The organism is Rhizobium sp. SVR5-2C (genome assembly GCF_056755115.1).
In genome coordinates, this window is sequence record NZ_JBNDHT010000026.1 from 32,822 (window position 1) to 53,539 (window position 20,718).

18 protein-coding genes and 1 pseudogene are annotated in these 20,718 nt (G+C 60.0%); 16 read left to right on the forward strand and 3 right to left on the reverse strand.

Translation table 11 applies throughout. From position 1 onward, the window contains the following. Positions 1–361: 361 nt before the first annotated feature. The 7 genes and pseudogenes from ACPYOI_RS10120 to ACPYOI_RS10150 all read left to right on the forward strand — a co-directional run bounded on the left by ACPYOI_RS10120 (position 362) and on the right by ACPYOI_RS10150 (position 8,795). The gene (locus ACPYOI_RS10120) at positions 362–1,441 is read left to right on the forward strand and encodes an acyltransferase family protein (protein ID WP_481422845.1); all 1,080 of its coding nucleotides are present in this window, start codon (positions 362–364) and stop codon (positions 1,439–1,441) included. 3 nt (positions 1,442–1,444) lie between these two features. Next, complete coding sequence (gene exoK, locus ACPYOI_RS10125; protein ID WP_168832447.1) at positions 1,445–2,236, forward strand: endo-1,3-1,4-beta-glycanase ExoK; 792 nt, start codon at positions 1,445–1,447, stop codon at positions 2,234–2,236. Between the two features lie 80 nt (positions 2,237–2,316). Continuing rightward, a pseudogene (locus ACPYOI_RS10130) lies at positions 2,317–3,486 on the forward strand (glycosyltransferase family protein); the annotation flags it as partial. Between the two features lie 30 nt (positions 3,487–3,516). Continuing rightward, complete coding sequence (locus ACPYOI_RS10135) at positions 3,517–4,512, forward strand: glycosyltransferase family 2 protein (protein ID WP_481417461.1); 996 nt, start codon at positions 3,517–3,519, stop codon at positions 4,510–4,512. 14 nt (positions 4,513–4,526) lie between these two features. Next, the gene (locus ACPYOI_RS10140) at positions 4,527–5,438 is read left to right on the forward strand and encodes a glycosyltransferase family 2 protein (protein ID WP_481417442.1); all 912 of its coding nucleotides are present in this window, start codon (positions 4,527–4,529) and stop codon (positions 5,436–5,438) included. Further along, positions 5,435–6,442: a glycosyltransferase family 2 protein gene (locus ACPYOI_RS10145; RefSeq protein ID WP_481417443.1), complete on the forward strand. Its 1,008-nt coding sequence runs from the start codon at positions 5,435–5,437 to the stop codon at positions 6,440–6,442. The genes ACPYOI_RS10140 and ACPYOI_RS10145 overlap by 4 nt, the downstream gene beginning before the upstream one ends. A 4-nt stretch (positions 6,443–6,446) precedes the next feature. Further along, positions 6,447–8,795 (forward strand): polysaccharide biosynthesis tyrosine autokinase, encoded by a 2,349-nt coding sequence (locus ACPYOI_RS10150; protein WP_481417444.1) that lies wholly within the window; start codon positions 6,447–6,449, stop codon positions 8,793–8,795. Here the strand turns inward: ACPYOI_RS10150 and ACPYOI_RS10155 are convergent, their stop codons facing one another. Continuing rightward, positions 8,796–9,533 (reverse strand): metallophosphoesterase, encoded by a 738-nt coding sequence (locus ACPYOI_RS10155; protein WP_481417445.1) that lies wholly within the window; start codon positions 9,531–9,533, stop codon positions 8,796–8,798. 224 nt (positions 9,534–9,757) lie between these two features. Between ACPYOI_RS10155 and ACPYOI_RS10160 the strand changes: the two genes are divergently transcribed. Next, positions 9,758–10,837 (forward strand): acyl-CoA dehydrogenase family protein, encoded by a 1,080-nt coding sequence (locus ACPYOI_RS10160; RefSeq protein ID WP_481417446.1) that lies wholly within the window; start codon positions 9,758–9,760, stop codon positions 10,835–10,837. Here the strand turns inward: ACPYOI_RS10160 and ACPYOI_RS10165 are convergent, their stop codons facing one another. Beyond that, positions 10,838–11,305: an RrF2 family transcriptional regulator gene (locus tag ACPYOI_RS10165; protein WP_168832440.1), complete on the reverse strand. Its 468-nt coding sequence runs from the start codon at positions 11,303–11,305 to the stop codon at positions 10,838–10,840. It lies immediately after the preceding gene. Between the two features lie 193 nt (positions 11,306–11,498). Here ACPYOI_RS10165 and ACPYOI_RS10170 point away from each other — a divergent pair, with 193 nt between their 5' ends. The 5 genes from ACPYOI_RS10170 to ACPYOI_RS10190 all read left to right on the forward strand — a co-directional run bounded on the left by ACPYOI_RS10170 (position 11,499) and on the right by ACPYOI_RS10190 (position 17,949). Beyond that, positions 11,499–12,428 carry a LysR substrate-binding domain-containing protein gene (locus ACPYOI_RS10170; RefSeq protein WP_481417447.1) on the forward strand — a complete coding sequence of 310 codons (930 nt, stop codon included), beginning with the start codon at positions 11,499–11,501 and terminating at the stop codon, positions 12,426–12,428. 320 nt (positions 12,429–12,748) lie between these two features. Next, positions 12,749–13,114 carry a copper homeostasis periplasmic binding protein CopC gene (gene copC / locus ACPYOI_RS10175; RefSeq protein ID WP_481417448.1) on the forward strand — a complete coding sequence of 122 codons (366 nt, stop codon included), beginning with the start codon at positions 12,749–12,751 and terminating at the stop codon, positions 13,112–13,114. Then, positions 13,111–13,998, forward strand: coding sequence for a copper homeostasis membrane protein CopD (copD, locus tag ACPYOI_RS10180; protein WP_481417449.1), 888 nt, complete (start codon positions 13,111–13,113; stop codon positions 13,996–13,998). Before copC ends, copD begins: the two co-directional genes overlap by 4 nt. A gap of 156 nt (positions 13,999–14,154) precedes the next feature. Beyond that, positions 14,155–15,036, forward strand: coding sequence for a substrate-binding periplasmic protein (locus ACPYOI_RS10185; protein ID WP_481417450.1), 882 nt, complete (start codon positions 14,155–14,157; stop codon positions 15,034–15,036). Between the two features lie 225 nt (positions 15,037–15,261). Next, positions 15,262–17,949, forward strand: coding sequence for a PAS domain S-box protein (locus tag ACPYOI_RS10190; protein WP_481417451.1), 2,688 nt, complete (start codon positions 15,262–15,264; stop codon positions 17,947–17,949). 73 nt (positions 17,950–18,022) lie between these two features. Here the strand turns inward: ACPYOI_RS10190 and ACPYOI_RS10195 are convergent, their stop codons facing one another. Further along, positions 18,023–18,421, reverse strand: coding sequence for a response regulator transcription factor (locus tag ACPYOI_RS10195; RefSeq protein ID WP_481417452.1), 399 nt, complete (start codon positions 18,419–18,421; stop codon positions 18,023–18,025). A 370-nt stretch (positions 18,422–18,791) separates the two neighbouring features. Here ACPYOI_RS10195 and ACPYOI_RS10200 point away from each other — a divergent pair, with 370 nt between their 5' ends. The 3 genes from ACPYOI_RS10200 (at position 18,792) to ACPYOI_RS10210 (ending at position 20,705) form a co-directional block, all read left to right on the forward strand. Next, a complete protein-coding gene (locus tag ACPYOI_RS10200) occupies positions 18,792–19,430 on the forward strand; it encodes a response regulator transcription factor (RefSeq protein ID WP_481417453.1) in 639 nt (212 codons plus the stop codon). Positions 19,431–19,836: 406 nt separating this feature from the next. Further along, entirely contained in the window at positions 19,837–20,058 is a 222-nt protein-coding gene (locus tag ACPYOI_RS10205) for a hypothetical protein (RefSeq protein WP_481417454.1), read from the forward strand. A 167-nt stretch (positions 20,059–20,225) separates the two neighbouring features. After that, positions 20,226–20,705 carry an MEKHLA domain-containing protein gene (locus ACPYOI_RS10210; protein WP_481417455.1) on the forward strand — a complete coding sequence of 160 codons (480 nt, stop codon included), beginning with the start codon at positions 20,226–20,228 and terminating at the stop codon, positions 20,703–20,705. Positions 20,706–20,718 lie beyond the last annotated feature (13 nt).

Below are 20,718 nucleotides of genomic sequence, written 5' to 3' on the forward strand. Positions count from 1 at the left end.
GAAACCGCTGACATCTTTCACCAAGCGCGAAAAACTTTTCTTGCACGCGTGCTCCAGGCCCGGCCCAATCCTGCTTTATTATCATATTCCGAAATACATTGTCGTATGGGGCGTTCAGCCGCTTCTCTAAGCCGGTGCGCGACAAAACCGGCTGCCGATGCGGAGCTTCCTCGGCTGTGTCAAGACGGGACACCCGATCATTTTTGCTGCAGCGCCATATTTTCTTCCGTGAAAACACTCTAGCTTTTGGATCGCGGGCTGGAGTCTGTCTCGTTGAAACGGCCGTAAGGGGAGGTGCGGCCGAATAGGGGTGACTGATAACGTGAACGTAGACACAAACATATCCTCTCGGATCAACCTGATGCGCATCGTGCTCATTTCGGGCATCGTGTTCGTCCATATACCATTTGATCCTGCCAACACGCCGTTCAACGGAAACTACGGTTTCTTCGACTGGCTGCGGGTGTTCCTGAGCGAAGCGCTCTTCCGTGTTGGGGTTCCCTGCCTCAGCGCCATTTCCGGCTATCTGCTGTTTCGTGGCGGCATGGAGGGGTTCGATTACTTGAAGACCGTGCGAACGAAGGCGCAAACCGTTTTCCTGCCATTTCTCCTCTGGAATACGGCATTCTTCATCGCCGTGCTGGCAATGCTGAGTGTCGGCATCGGCGATGGCTACGTCATCAGTCCTTGGACAGCATCGGTCCGTGGGCTTCTCAGCCAGCTGTTCGCGCTCGAGGATTTCCCGGCAAACATCCCGCTCTATTTCCTGCGCGACCTCTTCGTCTGCATCCTGCTTTCGCCGCTGCTTGCCTGGCTCATCCGTCGCGTTCCGCTGCTGACGCTGTCGGCGCTGCTGCTTCTCGCGCTCATTCCGGAATTGTCGCTCTACATCGTGATCAAGCGCTCGATTCTCTTCAGCTTCACGTTCGGCATCTATGCAAGCCTCTACAAGCTCGACATCAAGGCGCTTGATCGCTTCGCCCCGCTCGGCGTCGCGGTTCTCTTTATCGCCTCAGCGCTGCTTGCCACTGCGATCTACACGACCGGTCCATTGATGCCCTCGTGGGTCGAACTTTCCCGCAACGCCCTGGCGATCGGCGGAGCTGCGGGTTTCTGGATGTTGTCTGCCCTGCTCATCAAAACCCGTCTGGGCCAGCGTCTTTCGAAAACCGGGAGCCTGAGCTTCTGGATCTTCTGCGCCCATTATCCGCTGCTCGTCTTTCTTTGGATGGTCTGGGGAAAGATGGGGATCGATTTCTATCCGCTCTTCTTCTGCGGCTCGCTACTGGTTCTCTTCCCGGTGCTTGCGGTTTCCAACAACCTCGTCCGCAACACCGCTCCGCGTCTCTACGCCGTACTGACCGGTGGCCGGTCGAAGAAAGGGTCTTCGCCCGCTTCGCGCCGGGAAATCCCGGCAGAATTCATTCCACAGCAAAGGTGACACATGACGGCTAAAATCGCCCATGCGCGACTGCTTTGCCAAAGCTTGACAATCGGCGCCCTGTTTCTGGGCGCCCTTCCCGCCCATGCCCAGCAGGCAACGGGCAAATCCTTCGTCGACGATTTCGACAAGATCGATCGCAGCGTCTGGTTCGTATCCGACGGCTGGAACAATGGCGCTCACCAGAACTGCACCTGGTCGAAGAACGAGGTGAAAGCTGAGGGCGGCATGCTGGGCCTAGGCTTCACGGAGGGTAAGTCCAAGGACCGGAATTATCTCTGCGGCGAGATCCAGACGAAGAAGCGCTTCAGCTACGGCACCTATGAAGCGCGGATCAAGGCGGCAACCGGCCCGGGCCTGAACTCCGCCTTCTTCACCTATATCGGCCCGGCCGACAAACAGCAGCACGATGAAATCGATTTCGAAGTGCTTGGCAAGGACACGTCGACCGTTCAGCTGAACCAGTACATCAAGGCGAAGGGCGGTAACGAAAAGCTCGTGCCGGTCGGCCAGGCTGCCGACCAGGGTTTCAACGACTATGCCTTTGTCTGGGAGCCGGCCCGGCTTCGCTATTACCTGAACGGCAAACTCGTTCAGGAGGTCACCGATCCATCCAAGATCCCTCAGAGCCCGCAGAAGATTTTCTTCAGCCTCTGGGGATCGGACACGCTGGCGAACTGGATGGGCAAGTTTGCCTACACACAACCCACGACGATGGAAATCGACCGGTTCGCCTACACGGCGCCCGGCGATAAATGCCAGTTCCAGGGTTCGATCGCCTGCACGCTCAACTGAGCGTGCAGAACCTGCCAAGACACTGCACAGCACCAACCGAACGGACTCCGGTGAATTCCGGTCTACGCAAAGGAGTATTGATGCTTAAAGTCCTCTACCTGGCGCACGACCTTGCCGATCCGGCTGTGCGCCGCCGCGTGCTGATGCTGAGGGAGGGCGGCGCGGCGGTGACGCTGGCCGGCTTCCGGCGCGGTGAGAATGCCCTCGCCGCCGTCGATGGCCTTACGCCGATCGAGCTCGGGCGGACCGCCGACAGCAGATTCGGCCAGCGCATGGCCGCCGTCGCAAAGGCCGTTGCCGGACTGCGCCGCCTGCTCAGGGGCGTCGAGCGCCCTCACGTGATTATCGGGCGCAATCTGGAATCGCTCGCCGTCGCTGACCGCGCAAGCCGGCTCTTCGGCGGCGTGCCCGTCGTTTACGAATGCCTCGACATCCATCGCCTTCTCGTGAGCGACGGTGTAGCCGGCAAGGCCATCCGCCGTGCGGAAGCCCATTTCGGACGCGACGCCAAACTGATCCTGACCAGTTCGCCGGCCTTTATCGCCAACTACTTCGTTCCGCGCTCTGCTCTCAAGGCGCCGATCATGCTTGTCGAAAACAAGGTGCTCGCGCTGGACGGGATGCCGGAAGCCAAGCCGTTCCGCTTGCCGCCGCAGGACGGCGAGCCCTGGAAGATCGGTTGGTTCGGGGCGCTCCGTTGCCGCAAGTCACTAAAACTGCTTGCCGATTTCTCCCGCTGCATGGATGGTCGCGTCAACATCGTGCTGCGCGGCCGGCCCGCCTATTCCGAGTTCGAGGATTTCGACACCTTTGTCGCCAACGAGCCCTATCTGAGCTTCGAGGGGCCGTACAAGAACCCGGAAGATCTCTCAGCGATCTACGGCGACGTCCATTTCTCCTGGGCCATCGACTTCTTCGAGGAGGGTCTCAATTCCAACTGGCTGCTTCCCAACCGGCTCTACGAAGGCTGCCTTTACGCAAGCGTGCCGATCACGCTCGCCGGCACCGAAACAGCCCGCTTCCTCTCCGCCAAGGACATTGGCCTGACGCTGCACGACGCCTCTCCTGAAAGCCTCGAGGCGCTCTTCGACGGCCTCACCGGCGAACGTTACGGCGCCCTTGCGGCGGCCGTCGCAGCCGAGGATCGCAGAAGCTGGTTCGCCGATCGCAGCGATTGCCGCGCCTTGGTCGATAACTTGTCCCGCCTTGTATCCTCCGCCGCAGAGGCGTCCACCGCTTCCTATGCTCCCGCAACCGCAGCTCAAGAGGGTTTGACTGCAATGAAGACTGATGTTTGTTCCAGCGTCGCCAGCCTTATCGTCATCCCCTGCCTGAATGAAGAAAAGCACATTGGCCCCCTGATCGAGAGACTGGGGCCGGCCCTCGATCAATTGAATGCCCGCATCGTCGTCGCCGACGGCGGCAGCACCGACGGCACCCGTGACATCGTCGCGCGGATCAGCGAAGCCGACCCCCGCGTCATCCTTCTCGACAACCCCCGCCGGATTCAAAGCGCGGCCGTCAACCTGGCGGTCAAAACCTTTGGACGCGACTACGAATACCTGATCCGGATCGACGCCCACGGCGACTATCCGGAGGATTATTGCCAGCGGCTTGTCGAAGAAGCCGAGCTGGTCCAGGCGGATTCGGTCGTCGTCGCGATGGAGACGATTGGACACGGCATTTTCCAGAAGGCAACGGCCTTCGCGCAGAACTCCAAGCTTGGCAATGGCGGCTCCAAGCACCGCGAGGGTGCCAAGGGCCATTGGGCCGATCATGGCCACCATGCGCTGATGCGCATCGCAGCCTTCGAGTCCGTCGGCGGATACGATGAGACATTTAGCCATAATGAGGACGCGGAACTGGATTACCGCCTGAAAAAGGCTGGGTTCGGTATCTGGATGACCGACAAGACGCGGATGATCTATTACCCAAGATCAACGGTCCGGACGCTTTTCCGCCAATATCTTGGCTATGGTCGGGGCCGCGCGAAGAACATCCTCAAGCACGGCAGCATGCCGAAGCTTCGTCAGATGTTGCCGCTTGCCGTAGTGCCGCTGTTTATCGGCGCGTTCCTGGCCGTGCTGAATTGGATCGCCGTCATACCATTCAGCCTCTGGGCGGTCGCCTGCGTCGGCTACGGCTTCTGGATGGCCGTCGGCCAGCGCAACCCGTACGGCCCGCTTGCCGCACTCTCGGCCATGGTGATGCATTTCGCCTGGTCGGCAGGTTTTTGGATGGAGCTTCTAAGCTTCCGCAACCGCAAGGCTTCCTGATGAAGGACCAACGCATGCAGATCGATATCGGCGTTTGCACCTATCGCCGCGCCTCATTGGATGAGGCGCTGCTTTCGCTTGCCGGTCTTGCGGTTCCCGAAAACGTAAAACTGCGCATCATCGTTGCCGACAATGACGCGACGCCGAGCGCACGAGAGCGCGTTGACGCTCTCCGCTCAAGGGTCCCGCACGTAATCGCCTATGTGCACTGCCCGGCGTCAAACATTTCGATCGCCCGCAATGCCTGTCTCGAAAACGCGACCGGCGACTTCCTGGCCTTCATCGACGATGACGAGGATGCCTCGGAAAACTGGCTTGTCGAATTGCTGAGTGCGGCTGAGAAGACGGAAGCAGACGCCGTCCTTGGACCGGTCCGCAGCGTCTACTCCCAGACGGCGCCAAGCTGGATGCGGGAAGGCGATTTTCATTCGACCCTGCCGGTCTGGGTCGGCGGCGAAATCCGCACCGGCTACACCTGCAATGTGCTGCTTCGCCTCGGCTCGCCGCATGTCAAGAACCGCCGCTTCAACCTGGCACTCGGAAAGACGGGCGGCGAAGACACCGAGTTCTTCAGCCACATGCACCGGGATGGCGGGCGCATTGCCTATGCCCCCGAAGCGCACGTCTATGAATCGGTACCGGAAAACCGGGCGGAGCTTTCGTGGCTTGCGAAGCGCCGCTTCCGCTTCGGCCAGACGCACGGCCGGCTGCTGCAGGAGAAGCACAAGGGCCTCAACCGTCTGAAGCAGATCGGTCTTGCGACGGCAAAGGCCGGTTATTGCCTCGGCGTCGCCTTCGTCTGCATCCTCGTTCCGGTCCCGCGTTATCGCTACGCGCTTCGCGGCATGATGCACCTCGGTGTCGTCAGCGGCCTGCTAGGTGTGCGCGAGATCCGCCAATACGGCGCGGCGGAGGGGACTGCATGACGAAAGCGCCGCCGGACATCAGCTTCATCATGGCTGCCTACAATGCAGCCGAAACGCTCGCGAAAGCGATCGACAGTGCGCTGGCGCAGACCGGCGTGACCGTCGAGGTCATCGTTGCTGACGACTGCTCGACCGATGAAACCGGCGAGGTGGCGCGAGGTTACGCGGATAAAAACGTCCGGCTGCTGACGCTTGAGAAGAATGGCGGGCCGGCCGTAGCACGCAATGCCGCCATAGCCACGGCGAGCGGCCGCTGGATTGCCGTGCTCGATTCCGACGACACCATCGAGCCGGGCCGGCTTGCGCGACTGATCGCCCTTGCCGAAGGCTCAGGTGCACAGATTGCGGTCGATAATCTTCGGGTGATCCGCGCCGATGGCTCGCCCCCGGAAACGATGTTTGCCGAAAGCGCTCTGGCGGCCATGCCGGAATTGACGCTGCCCGACTTCATTCGCTCCAACGCGCTTTTCGAAACGACACATAATTTTGGTTATCTGAAGCCTGTTTTCGAGCGCACCTTCATCGAGAAGCATGCGCTACGCTTCGACGAGAACCTGCGGATCGGCGAGGATTATGTTTTCCTCGCTTCGGCGCTGGCGCTCGGTGCGCGCTGCGTCATCGAGCCGATCCCCGGCTATAACTACAATATCCGCGAGGGCTCCATCTCGCGGGTGCTGGAACTCCGGCATATCGAGGCGATGGTGGAGGGAGACAGGGTCTTTCTCGGGAAACACACCCTCGATGCGGATGCCATGGCTGCACAGAAATTCCGGGCACAGAGTCTGCGACGGGCGGCGTCGTTCCTGATCCTGGTGGAAAACATCAAAAACAGATCGATCTCCGGCGCGATCAGGGTGGCATGGCGCGATCCTGCTGCCCTTCGCCACCTCAAGATGCCGATCGCCGCACGCCTCAACAGAATGGCGGCGGCATTCCGCAATCTCGCCGGACAAAAGACAGACATTCCAACGTTCGGCGGCGCACCGCGTTCGCCCAAAGGATGAGCTCATGAATCAACGAAACCTGACCCTGCACAGCGCCGTACCGAAAGCGGGCGACGATTCCGACAGCTTCATCGATATCGATCGGCTGATCGCGATCCTCTTGCGCCGCAAAGGCTCGATCGTGCTTTGCGTCGTTGCGTTCGTGGCTCTCGCTGCCGTCTATCTGTTTCTTGCGACACCCGTCTATACGTCGATGACGCAAATCCTGCTCGACGACAGCATGACCAAATATGCCGAGGATCAGCCGCCGGCCGCCAACGCCCAGCAGATGGATACGCAGATCGCCAGTGCCGTCGAAATTCTGAAATCGAGCGAACTCGCGCTGCGGGTCGTCGACTCTCAGAAGCTCGCGGATAACGACACAGTCCTCGACGCCGGCCAGTCGCCGGTCGACCTCGTGAAGTCCGGCATAAAGCTTATTGCCAGTGCCCTGACACCGGGCGGCCCGCCGGTCTCCGAAGCAGATGCCCTTAACGGCCGCCGCCAGAAAGCCGCAGCCATGCTGCAGCAGGCACTGGGGGTGGAGCGCGTTTCCCGCAGCTCCGTTATCGCGGTCTCCTATCGCTCGACCGATAGGATGCTGGCTGCAAGGATCACCAAGGCATATGCCGACGCTTATCTGAACGACCAGCTCAACGCGAATTTCGACGCAACCGAACGCGCCTCGGTCTGGTTGCAGGAACGCCTTACCGATCTCCGCAACCGTTCGCAGCAGGCGGCGCTCGACGTCGCGAATTTCAAGGCCGCGAATGGCCTGACTTCGGCAAACGGCGAGCTTATGTCTGACCAGCAGCTTGCCGACCTCAACAAGCAGCTCATCGTCGCACAGGCCGATACCGCAAGCGCCTCGGCTCGCTACAACCAGTTCAAGTCGATCGTCGATCAAGGCCCGGAAGCGGCGGTCAACAACGCCGCAATCTCCTCCGGCCAAACGGATAACTCCGTCATCCAGGACCTTCGCACGCGTTATCTGTCGGTCAGCCGCCGCGAGCAGGAGATCACCACCAACTACGGCGCCGACCATCCGCAAGCGGTGCAGCTTCGCGGTGAGAAGGAAGACCTGACACGTCAGATCTTCCAGGAACTCAAGCAGCTCACCTCCAGCTATCGCAACGAGTTTGAGGTTGCTCAATCGCGTGAACAGTCGCTGCGCGAAAACATCCGGCATCTGACCGGCAAAAATTCGGAATCGGACAAGTCGATCGTACAGCTCAACGATCTCGAGCAGCGGGCAACCGCCTTGAAGACACTCTACGAATCCTATCTCGGCCGTTACGAAGAGGCTTCGCAGCAGCAGTCCTTCCCCATCGCGAAGGCACGCGTGATTTCCGAAGCGGGTATCCCCACGTCGCCGTCGAGCCCGAAGAAAACGATGACGCTCGGTCTCGCCATCGTTCTCGGCCTGATGGCCGGCGGTGCGCTGACCGCGTTCCAGGAATTCCGCGAACGCTTCTTCCGTGTCGAGGGCGATGTGCGCAGCATCTTGGGCCTGAAGTTCCTCGGCTATCTGCCGCTGGTCGGAAAGCCGCCGCGCGAACGCAAGGTCTTCCAGCCGCGTAAGGATCCGCTCCCTCAGACCGCCGAGGCACCGGATGATGGCGCAAGCTTCGAACGCATCATGCGTATTGTTCTCGAAGCGCCCCGCTCGGTCTTTGCCGAAACGCTGCGCAATGCCAAGCTTGCGAGCGACGTCATGTTCCAGGGCAAGAGCGATCGTGTCATCGGCGTCGTCTCCGCCCTGCCCGGCGAAGGCAAGTCGACCACAGCGGCGAACTTCGCAGCCCTGCTCGCGTCCAGCGGCAAGCGCACTTTGCTGATCGACGCCGACCTTCGCAATCCAGGCCTGACGCAGATGCTGAAGTCACCGCCGCAGCAGGGTCTTGTGGAAGCAGTCCTCGGTGAGGTGCCGTGGGCAAGCGCCGTCAAGGTCGACAGTCGCACCAAGCTTGCGATCCTGCCGGTCGTCACGAACGACCACCTGATGCACACCAGCGAACTTCTTGCCTCGCAAGGCATGTTCAACCTGATGGAAAATGCCCGGAAGATGTTCGACTACATTGTAGTCGACCTTGCGCCGCTCGGCCCGGTCGTCGACGCCAAGGCCTTTGCACCGCAGGTGGATGGCTTCCTGTTCGTGACCGAATGGGGCCAGACACCGACGAGCATCGTCCGCGACATCGTGAATGCCGAACCGCAGATCAAGCAGAAGATCCTCGGCGTCATCCTCAACAAGACGGATATGGCCGAACTCGGCAAGTTCAGCAATTTCGGCGGCACGGAACGCTACCACCACAAATATGTCAGCTACTACACGGAAGAAGTTCCGCAGAAGCGCCAGGCTGCTGAGGCCTGATCAGGTCGAAAAGAGGTGAACCCGTCCCCGCCACAGGCGGGCGACGGTCAGCCTTCCGCTTTTGAATGCACGCGTATCAAGATTGAGCCGCTTCGGCTGCACCTCCGGTTCGTCACCCGGCGTATGGCCATGAACGACGAGCTTCGGTAGCAAGCTGCTGCTGTTGAAGAAGCGGTCGCGGATGAAGACGAGATCCTCGTCCGTCTGTTCGGAGAGCGTGAAGGCGGGGTCGATCCCGGCATGCACGAACAACGCGTCCTGCGTATCGACCAGGATCGGCATTGCCCGCATGAAATCGATATGCTGGCGCGGCAACGACTGCCGGATGAAGCCGTCGAGTTTCGCAGCCGTCGGAAAGATCAGCGGCAGATGCTCGGCATCGAGACCGTAGGAGCGCAGCAGCGCGTCGGCGCCCATGCGCATCCATTCGGAAAATGAAAGATTCCCGTCGATATAGTCGAGCATCATCATTTCATGATTGCCGGTCAGACAGATGCGGTCGAAATTCTCCGGCGGCGGCGACATCAGATGCGAGATCACCTGCGCCGACGAGGGACCGCGATCAATGTAGTCGCCAAGTGCGATGATGAGCTTGCGGCCCGGCAGACGCGCCGCATCCTTGACAATCGTGTGTTCGGCCATCTGCAGCAGGTCATGACGCCCGTGAATGTCCCCGATGGCATAAATAGGCATATCGCCGCAATCGAGCTGAAGGCGTTGCCGGGCAGACGATAGCATTATGGGAAACCTCTTGGCGGGTACTGACGCATGAGCCATAATCAATTCCGCGCACGGCTGAAAGCTGCTGCGGTGCGAAATGCCAGGTTTGTGAGGAGTTGAGCGTGGCCTTTCCTCTTAACCTGGTAAGAAAATTCAAACCATACTAATTTTGTAGAAAAGCCGGCCTTATCATTCCGGCGGCAATCCTCCACTCCTGTCATCTCTGAACACGAGACCGACCGATGGGAACCGTATCGCAATTTCACGACCGTACGAGGCCGGTTGCACAGCGCATCGAAAGCGAGGAAGAGGCGATCAATACGGCCCGCAGCCTTGCCGCCGCCTTTCAACAGCAAGCGAGCGAGCGGGACATCAACCGCATCCTGCCTTACCAGGAAATCGATGCGCTCTCGCAATCCGGCCTTGCCGCCCTCTCCGTCCCTGCCGAATATGAGGGGCTGGACGTCACCAATTCGCTGCTCGCCGAAATCGTTGCGATTATCGCCGAAGGCGACCCCTCGATCGGTGAATTTCTCGAAGTCCACTTTACCGTGCTCGAAGGGTTGCGGCAGCACGCGAGCGAAGAGCTGAAGCGCTTGCTTTTCGCTCGCGTACTTGCCGGCGATCGCCTTGCAGCGGCTTCATTTCCAGACACCGCAGCAACCAGCGCCAATGATCTCGGACACCGACTGAACGGTCGCAGCACATCTTCTCCTGCCGTCCTCTTCGTCGATTGGATCGCGATCCGAAGTGATCAGAGCACGCTCTACGTGCCACGCGACAGCGACGGCCTTCAACTGGTCGATGATTGGGACGGCTTTGGCCAGCGCACCAATGGCACGGCCGCGATCGTTGCCAACGAGGTGCATGTCAATGCGGATGCGATCGCTCCTGCTGCGAAAACACCCTCGGCGATCGGCGAACTGCTGCATGCCGCTGTCGATCTGGGGATCGCGCGCGCGGTTCTTTCGTCGGGTGTCAGCACCACGCAGGAAAGTGACGTCGGCAAACTGGCGATCAGCGCAGAGGCTGCATCCGCTCTTCTCGAAAGGGCCGGCCGCCAGCTCGACATGGCCCAGATCAACATCGTTGGCCAGGCTGCCGAAGATGCCTACTTCTCCGCGACCGCCGCGCGGGCCGTAGCGAGCGAACTAGCGTTGAATGCCTCAAGCCTGGTTTTCGAACTGGCCGGGAAAAATACCGCGAGCATCGGCCTCAACCTCGATCGTCACTGGCGAAACGCTCGCATCCGAGCTTTGGGAACCCCACTCGATGTCCTTCATCGCCGCGCCGCGACCCACCACTTGCGGAAGAATCGCTGATCAACTCGCGGCGGAAACCGGGACCTTTTCGTCGTCGTGGCCTTCAACTTTGCCGCCCTTTGCGACGAATTGTTCGAGCGTCATGCTGTCGAGAATATCGGCGATCGCATCCCGCACCTCGGTCATCGACCTGCGGACGTGGCAGGTTTCCGGATCCGAACAGTCGTCGCAGGCTTCGTATGCCGTACGGCTGGCGCAGCGAATGGGAGCAAGCGGGCCATCGAGCGTGCGGATGACATGACCGATGCGAATTTCCGATGCGGGCCGCGACAGCGAATATCCGCCGCCAGGCCCTTTCTTCGAGCGCAGGATGCCGACATTGCGCAGTTCCAGAAGGATCGCGTCGAGAAACTTTTTGGGGATATTGTTGCGCGCGGCGACATCGTTGATGAAGGCGGTTTCACCTGGAGCGAGACGCGCCAGATCGACCAGTGCCTTCAATCCATATTTGCCTTTTTTTGTTAACATTATCGACTGCCCTACAGGGCTCCGCGCGCCCTGCTGTCCTCTAATATGCAAATAGCGCCGAAAGCACGAATGAGCAAGAAATACCTAGGATTTATATAGCTTAAGTCCGCCTTTTTGGCTCTCCTCAAAAATCGGAGTCTTGTGTTACAACCCAAGAGTTCGTGATCGCTTCAACAAGGATTGAAAATAAGCGATGGAAACGCTTGCGAATCTTGAGTCCTTCGTGCGCAGCGCCGAACTCGGCAGCTTCTCGGCTGCGGCGCGCCGGCTGACGATTACACCGGCCGCGGTCAGCCGGAATGTCGCAACACTCGAAACCAATATCGGCGTCCGGCTTTTCCAGCGCAGCACTCGCAAACTGACATTGACGGAAGCCGGCGAGCGCTTCCTTTTTGCAATCCGCGACCACCTGGAGCGTCTGCAGGATGCGATCGCGGATATTTCCACAGATCGTGGTGAGCCTTCCGGCATCCTGAAGGTTAGCCTGAGCCCGACTTTTGGTATCGCTTATCTTTTGCCGCTGCTGCCGGACTTCATCGCGCGTTATCCTCACATCCGGCCGGAATGGACCTTCGAGAACCGTCCGGTCGATCTGATCGCGGAAGGTTATGACGCGGCGATCGGCGGCGGCTTCGAGCTGACGCCGGGCGTTATCGCCCGCACGCTTGCCCCCGCGCATCTGATCGCAGTCGCCTCCCCCTCCTACATGCAGAGCCGCACGCCACCTGCCGATCCAGCCGGCTTGGCGGGCCTCGACGGCATCGTGATGCGCTCGATGCATACCGGCCGTATTCGCCGCTGGCTGATGCGCAATGCCGCCGGCGAGGAGGTGGCGGCCGAGCTTCAGGAAAAGATCGTCGTCAACGATCCGGCTGCCATGTGCCGCGCCGCGGTGCTCGGTCTCGGCGTGACGTTGATCGCTAAACCTGACGCGCTGCCCTACCTCGACAGCGGCGAGCTCGTCCGTCTCGTTCCGCACTGGTACGCCGATGCCGGGCCAATCTCGCTTTACTACGCGACCCGTTCGCTCCTGCCCGCAAAGACCCGCGCTTTCGTGGATTTCGTTACCGAGGAGTTCCGAAAGAGAAAGTTAGCCGCCCGCTTTGCCGGCAGCCCGGATTGAGGCCTCAACGGCGCCGCGATCGTATCAGTGGTGCTGGTGCGCCTATCCGCCGCAAGCGCCATTTCAGAGCGGAATTCGCTTGGGATTCTCGATCTCGTCAACTAGGAAAACCGACGCCACGGCATCGGTCCTGTCGCGCTCGATCTCGGTATTCCAGGCAGCGAAGGCCGCGACCGTACTCGGGGCAAGGCGATTTGACTACACGCCGCGGAATAAATCCGATCCGCGAATGTCTACCATTTCCGATGGTCATATTCGCGGCCGCCGGAATACCGGGGCGTTCATCGCATGTCCCAACCTCAACCGAAAGGCACATCCCAATGCCACGACTTACCCGCCTTCTCTCCTATGCCGCAATCGCGAGCGCGGTGCTTGCGGGCCAGGCTTTCGCCCACGCGCACCTGACGTCCTCCGTACCGGCCGACAACGCTTCCGTTGCAGCACCGAGCGAGATTGACCTGATCTTCACCGAGGGGCTAAACCTCAAATTCTCAGGCATCAAGGTGACCGGGCCTGACCAGCAGGATGTCAAGCTTGGCGACAGTAAGTTGATGGACGGCGACAAGACATTGATGGTACCCATCTCCGACCCGCTGAAGCCCGGCGCTTACATCGTCGACTGGCACGTGCTTTCGACCGACGGCCACAAGACCAGCGGCTCCTACAACTTCACCGTCAAGCCGTGATCGGTCCCGGCGCCGCGCTCATCCTTTGCCGGTTTCTCTTCGACGCTGCCACGCTCTTGCTGTGGGGCACCAGTGTCTATTTGTGCACGCTCGTGCCGAGCGGTTTGCGGTCGAACGTTTGGGCGCGCCTTTATCCATTCCGAACAACCGCTATCGTGTGCGTGACGATCGCGACCGCCGCCACACTTCCGTTGCGTGCCGCCACGATCGGAGAAGGCTGGCAGGACGCGATCAGCTTCGAGATGCTGGCCAGCGTCGCATCGGAGACGACCGTCGGAACCGCTTGGGTGTGCCAGGTGGTCGCTACTTTGCTGCTTCTTGCCACGGGCGCCCTGCCGCCTCGCCACCGACTTTCTGCAACTGCAGCGACGTGCGCCTTGCTCCTCTGCAGTCAAGCGGTGACGGGGCATGCTGCCATGAACGAAGGCTGGCTGCGAACCCTTCATCAGGCAAATGACATCGTCCACATACTTGCCGGAGGAGCCTGGCTCGGCGCGCTGCTGCCTTTGCTCATCATCCTGCGGCCGTCGGCCGACCCTTCAAAGAGACAAGAGGCCAGAACGGCGCTCATCCGCTTCTCGACAGCCGGGCATGTCGCCGTGACTATCGTCGTCCTCTCGGGGGTCGCCAACATGCTTCTAATTCTTGGCCGCCTACCCACTGACTGGACCATCGACTATCAGCGGCTGCTGGCAATCAAAATCGGGCTGGTCGCCATGATGACGCTGACGGCGATTTTGAACCGCTACGTGTTCGTGCCTCGATTGGCACGCAGATCCCGTTCCACTTCGGCATTAACCGTCGGGACCGCAGCCGAGATTATCCTCGGACTGTTCGTCATCGGCCTCGTCGCGTGGTTCGGCATGCTTGAGCCATATCCGTAACTCAGCCCGCGTCGGCCAAAATTGTTCCGGTTAAAGCTTTCATGTATATTAGCAACTTGTCCGCCTCCGCATTCCTTGACTGAACTTGCCCAGGCGGCTTGGCGATCCCCGACCGAGGGTTCCGGCATGGTTGCACATCGTCGAATGACGAGCCTAGTGAGCACCCTGCTGTTGGCGCTGTGCTGTCTTGCAGCAGGCGGGTGGCGGGTGATGGCCACGGAGCCAGCGGCTCCGGTCCAGGATGTGGTGCGCCGCAGTGAGTTCGAACGGCAACTGATTAGCCGAAGATACACCTACGAGCTTTTGGATGCCGCGCTGGAACGCAGCGTTGCCCGCTACGGGCCGTACCGAGTCGAACCTGCCATGACGGAGCTGAGCACCGCCAGGCTCAGGCGCGAGGCCGTGAAAGGTGATCTGATCAATCTCGTGGTCCTCGAACCGCTGAACGAGGACTTGATCCCGATCGATATCCCGCTGGACAAGGGTCTTTTTGGCTATCGCATCGCCTCTATCCGCGCCAGCGATCAGGGCCGGGTGGCAAAGGTGCGAGATATCGCCGACCTCAGGCAATTACGGATCGGGGCGTCAGGCGAGACGACGGCGGCGATATTTCGCCACAACGGCATGGAGGTCGTGACTGCCACAGATCCCAAGTTGCTGATGCTAATGCTGGAACGCGGACGCTTCGACCTGATTCCACGCGGTGCAACCGTGGTTGCTGCAATACATGATGAAGATGCAAAGGCTTACCCGAACCTGGCGACCGACCAGCATCTGCTCATACACTTCCCTTACGCGCAGTACGCCTATGTTTCGAAGTCCGCACCGCGCTTGGCGGAACGAATCCGCTACGGGCTACAGGAAATGCAAAAGGATGGCAGCTTTGACCGTTATTTCGAAAAGTACTTTGCCCGGACGATTGCCGAGTTTCGCTTCTCACAGCGAACGGTCATCGAGCTCGAGAACCCTTCCCTGCCGGGCTGGGCAAAGATTCCTCGCCTTGAGTGGCGCTCAAGTGATAGCGTACAAAATCGTTGACGTGGACGATCATCTTCATCGGTTACAGCAAGGGAAACAGGGCCATACTGTCAGAGGCCGGACTGATCCCGGCCCAGCGGCGGTCGTTACTCGGCGTGCGAGGGAAGAATGCGGCTATCTTCAGTCTGCCACCGTTGGAACCAGGGGCACTAAGCGCGCCACGAAATAGCGTTTGACCTTTTGGGCGTCGGCGATTGAGCCGCTGGAGCGAAGGATGGTGAGCGCTTGAAACGGTATTCGGGTGTCCTCGGAGCACTTGCAGCCCATACGCGCGGACGTTTGGCGGTGCCCGCCAGCATACGCCACAGCCTGGGGCTGCGCCTTCTGATCAGCGTCCTCCTCTTTAGCGTGTCCATCACGCTCATCTTGACGCTGCTTCAGCTCTATATCGATTACCGGCGCGATGTTTCGGCCCTCGAGTCACGGCTTGAGCAGATCAGCAATAGCTATCTCGGCAGCCTGGCTGAAAGTCTCTGGACCTTGGACCAAACGCAGCTGCGGCTGCAACTCACCGGAATTCTCCAGCTTCCTGATATCAGCGCCGTGGAGGTCCGCGAGACTACCGCGACCGGAAATCCGTTTACCGTGCAGGTTGGAGCGAAATCATCCGATTCATCCGTCATCGCACAGGAATATCCGCTACGCCGCAATGTGGAGGGACAGGAGAAAACGATCGGCACACTTCATATCGAAGCCACGCTTGCCGGCATATATCGTATGCTGCTGAATAGAGCATGGACAATCTTCCTTGGGCAGGCAGCAACAATATTACTGCTATCATTGTTCATCATTTACATTTTTCATTATCTCATCACGCGTCATCTGTTTGCTATCGCGAACTTTGTTAGCACCTACTGCATCAGTGATCCGCCGCCGCATTTACGGCTGCGGCGGCGTCCCCCTCGGCACGAGGACGAACTGGAGCGGCTGGTGACCGCCTTCAATCTGCTGTCCGACGACCTTCAGACAGCCTATCACGGTCTTTGTAATGCCAATGTTCAGCTTGCCCGAGACGTTGCAGTCCGCAGCGAAATAGAGGCCGTCCTGCGGGAGAGGGAGGCCCGTATCCGGCGCTTGGTCGAAGCCAATATCATCGGCATTTTCATCTGGGACTTCGAAGGCCGGATAATCGAGGCCAATGACGCCTTTCTCCAGATTGTGGGCTACCAGCGTGAAGATCTTGTCGCCGGGCGCTTGAGCTGGGCCGACTTGACACCGCCGGACTGGCACGGGCGCGATGTCCAGTGGTTACAAGAGCACAAACTGACCGGAAGCCGGCCACCGATCGAGAAGGAGTACTTTCGAAAGGACGGCAGCCGCGTGCCGGTGATGATCGGCGCGGCAACCTTTGAAGAAAGCGATAATCAAGGCGTCGCCTTCGTGATTGATCTGACGGAGCGCAAGCAGGCGGAAGAGGCGCTGCGTGAGAGCGAGGAGCAATGGAGAGCGGTCTTCGAGAACAATCCGACGATGTACTTCATGATCGACGACACAGGCACCATCCTGTCCGTCAATCCCTTTGGCGCAGAACAGCTTGGATACACCGTCGACGAATTGATCGGCCGCCCCGTACGGGACATCTTCCACGAGGAAGACCGGGACGCCGTCCAGAGGAATGCGGCCGCTTGTCTCGAACATCTTGGCCGGGCCATGAGCTGGGAACTGCGCAAGATCCGCAAGGACGGCTCGATGCTCTGCGTCCGCGAGACGGCCCGGGCGATGGTGGTGAAGAAGCGCACCGTGCTCCTGATCGTCTGTGAGGACATCACCGAACGCAAACGCGCCGAAGAGGCGGCCCGGCGGAGTGAAGAAGAGCTTCGTCAGGTCATCGAGACTGTGCCCGCTATGGTTTGGACCGCCTTGCCCGATGGCCACGTCGATTTCATCAATCGGCGGTGGCGGGAGTTCACAGGCTTGTCCCTCGATGAAACCCTGGGATGGAGCTGGGAAGCAGAAGCCCCATTTCACCCGGAAGACATCGAAGCTTACCTCGCAAACTGGCATGCATCTCTGGCCACGGGCCAGCCTTTCGAAGCCGAGATGCGCATCCGCCGCGCGGCTGATGGCGAATATCGCTTGCTGTTTGAAAGCGCCGTGCCACTCAGGGATGAAGGGGGCAATATCCTTAAATGGTACGGATTCCTCGTCGACATCGAAGACCGCAGGCGGACCGAGGAGGCATTGCAGAAGGCGCAGGCGGAACTCGCGCATGTAGCGCGGGTGACGACGATGGGAGCGCTGACCTCGTCCATCGCGCACGAGGTCAACCAGCCGCTGGGAGCCATCGTCACCAATGCCAATGCGGCCCTACGCTGGCTTGCCAGCCAGCCCTCCAACATCGGCGAAGCCAGGGAAGCGCTTGGGCGCATCGTCCGGGACGGTCACCGCGCCGGCGAGGTGATCGGGCGGGTGCGCTCGCTGCTCAGGAAGACGGAAACAGCCACGACGCGCGTGGAACTGAATGCCCTCATCGAGGATACGGTAGGTCTGCTTCAAGGCGAACTGCGCCGCCAGCGCATCCTGCTGCACACCGAGCTGGCGGAAGACTTGCCGCCGGTGGCGGGGGATCGCGTGCAGTTGCAGCAGGTGATCCTCAACCTGATGATGAACGGCATCGAGGCAATGAGCGGGGTGACGGACCGGCCGCGCGAGCTGCTGATCACCTCCCGGCTTGAGGCATCCGCGGCGGTGCTCGTCGCCGTCAGGGATACCGGCACCGGGCTCGACCCGCAAAGTGCGGAGCTGTTCGTGCCGTTCTACACGACGAAGGCGGAGGGACTTGGACTTGGCCTGTCGATCTGCCGGCTGATCATAGAGGCCCATGGAGGGCGGTTGTGGGCAAGCGCGAATGAGCCTCACGGGGCGGTATTTCAGTTCACCCTGCCTTCGGAACGGGAGGAGTTCAGCAGCTGACGACAGCTTGCTGAAGGCGCTTTATTCGTCGGAGCATGGCCGGGCTGTACGACTGGGGTGCCTTCCTCTCAAGTCATAAATCGATCTCTCCGTCGTCGCTACCAGGCGGCAGCGCGGAACGGATGCAATCAAGGAGATCCTGCTCGCCAAAGGGTTTTGTCAGATAGCCGACGATACCCGGGCCGAACCCCCGCGCGCGCGCATTTTCGTCCGGATAGGCGGTAATCAGAACGGTCGGAATATTCTTGCCCAGCGCAACGAGGTGGCGGTGCAGATCAAGCCCGCTCAGTCCGGGCATATGGATATCCGTGACCAGACAAGCGGTGCGATTGAGATCGGGAAACCTCAGAAAATCGTCCGCGGATGAAAAGGCCTCGGCGTCAAATCCCAGCGATCTCATGAGTCCTTCGATAGCCTCGCGCATCGACACGTCGTCATCGACGATCGCAATCAGAGGCTTGACGGTTGGCACTGCCGCCTCCCCAAAATTCGCCGTTTGGTGTTGTGAAGCATTCTAGCGTTGTAGCGTCTGCGACAACATACAACAGCGTGCAGTGACGACAAAGTCATCGGAGCCTATACGATGGTATAGGTTGTTTAACGCCGGCACCATCACAACGAGGAGGCGCAAAGCGGCTGACCCGGCGGACTGGTCACATCGCATTTGCCCTTGTGGCTTAAGTAATTAGGGGGCATTCTAGCGTGCCGGAACTCGGGAGGGAGAGAGGGGGAGTGTTCTGTTCACCTTGGCGTTATAGCGTTTCGAGTCCGCCTCGGCCTGCTGCCATAATGGGCGCAGATAGCGCGCGACGAGAGCTCGCTCAGCTTTGGGAGCGCTCACGATGACCGAGGCGCCAGCAACCGTTATTGTCATCGATGACGATCCGGCGATCCGCGAGGCGCTCGGCAGTCTCCTTCGATCCGTCGGTTTTGACGTGAAGCTCCTCGCCTCGGTGGGCGATTTCCTCAATTCTGGGCGGCCAGCCGGGCCGACCTGCCTCGTGCTTGATGTCCGGCTACCAGGGCAAAGCGGCCTTGATTTTCAACGGCAGCTGTCGCAGGCGAACATGCAGCTCCCGATCGTCTTCATCACTGGGCATGGCGACATTCCGATGTCCGTCCAGGCAATGAAGGAGGGCGCGATCGAGTTCCTGACGAAACCGTTCCGCGATCAGGATTTGCTCGATGCCGTTTACGTCGGCCTGGCGCGCGACCGCGTATGGCTTGAAAATGAAAAGGCACTGGAGACGTTGCGCGTGCGGTTCGATAGCTTGACCCCGCGAGAGCGCGAGGTAATGGCTCTGGTAGTAACCGGCCGGCTCAACAAGCAGATCGCCGGAGATCTGGGCGTTAGCGAGATTACCGTGAAGGTTCACCGCAGCCAGGTCATGCAGAAGATGCGTGCTGCCTCCCTGCCGGAGCTCGCCCGCATGGCGGACAAGCTGAAGCTGCCGCTTGGAGAGCCGCCGAGGCACGTATAAAGGCTCTAGGGCCAAGAAAAGCCCAAGCCGGTACTATCCGTTTTCAGCCTCGCGAAGGTTTCACCGCAGCGTGCCCAGTTCCTGGACGAGTCTCCTGCCGCATCCGAAGGTATGACGAGACAAGACGACTGTATAATTCTCTTTCGTCACGCCTGGCACTAGACTTTTTCCAGCCTCAAGAGAGGCGGGTAGCAAGCTCTTCTCTCCTGCTACCAATGAGCTTCGGCATCCCCTCCCGAAGCTTCGCGGGTCCCAGGATCCCGCAAGACCGCCCAGCCGCCCTGGGCGGTCTTCCCGAAGCGACGAGGACCAAGGGGGAGATTTTCCCCGACCGCTCTAGCCGACCCGAACGGGAAAGCGCTGCAGAACTTTTTGTTACGCCCGACGTTCCACGGAGCACTCAAAAATGACGCGCCATCAGCATAGGGATCAGAAGTCGCAATCCCTCAGCCTCGCCTTCCCGCTCGGCATGTATCTGATTTCGCTATTTGCCATCGCGATCTATCTTGCTTTCGTCACACCGCATGGCCCGTTTGGTGGCGAGTTTTCACCGGGCCACAGACCACAGGAGCTTTTCGGAGATACCCCCTCTGCGCCCATCGAAGCGGCCTCGAATGCTCAATGGTAACGGCATCCAGCGGTCGGCCCATGCCGGCCGGCCAACTCATTGCCTCATGAAGCCACGTCCGGCAGCTCCTGCCGTCAATATCGGGTAATGGGCGCCTCATTTTCGACTCCAATTCACAAAAGACAGGCATAAGGAGCGACTTTCGTCGTCGCTGAAGGATGCATGGCATGATATTCGACTACAACATGGCAGGACTCGACTTGTCCTCCGATCCGGCATTTTACACGCTGATGGCCGAGAGCTTTGAACGCCGCGTAGGACGACCTCTGACACCCGAGGGCCAAGGTGCCGAGTGGCTGTACAACCAGTCTCCGGCTGTGGTTCTTGCCCACAATAGTGAAGCCGATCCGCGTTTCATCTATGCAAACCGCGCCGCCCAGGCCTGCTTTGGATATACATGGGCGGAGTTCATTACCTTGCCGTCCCGTCTTTCGGCTGAAGCGCCGGATCGGGCCGAGCGCGAAAGATTGCTCAATGCCGTGACAGTCAACGGTTTTATTGCCGACTACCGTGGCCTTCGTATTGCCAAATCAGGCCGCCGTTTCTGGATCGAAAATGCCATTGTCTGGGAACTCATCGATCGGCAGGGACGGCGCCTCGGCCAGGCCGCGACGTTCGATACCTGGAAAGATGTCAGCGTCGAGTAAAGCGCCGGGCCGG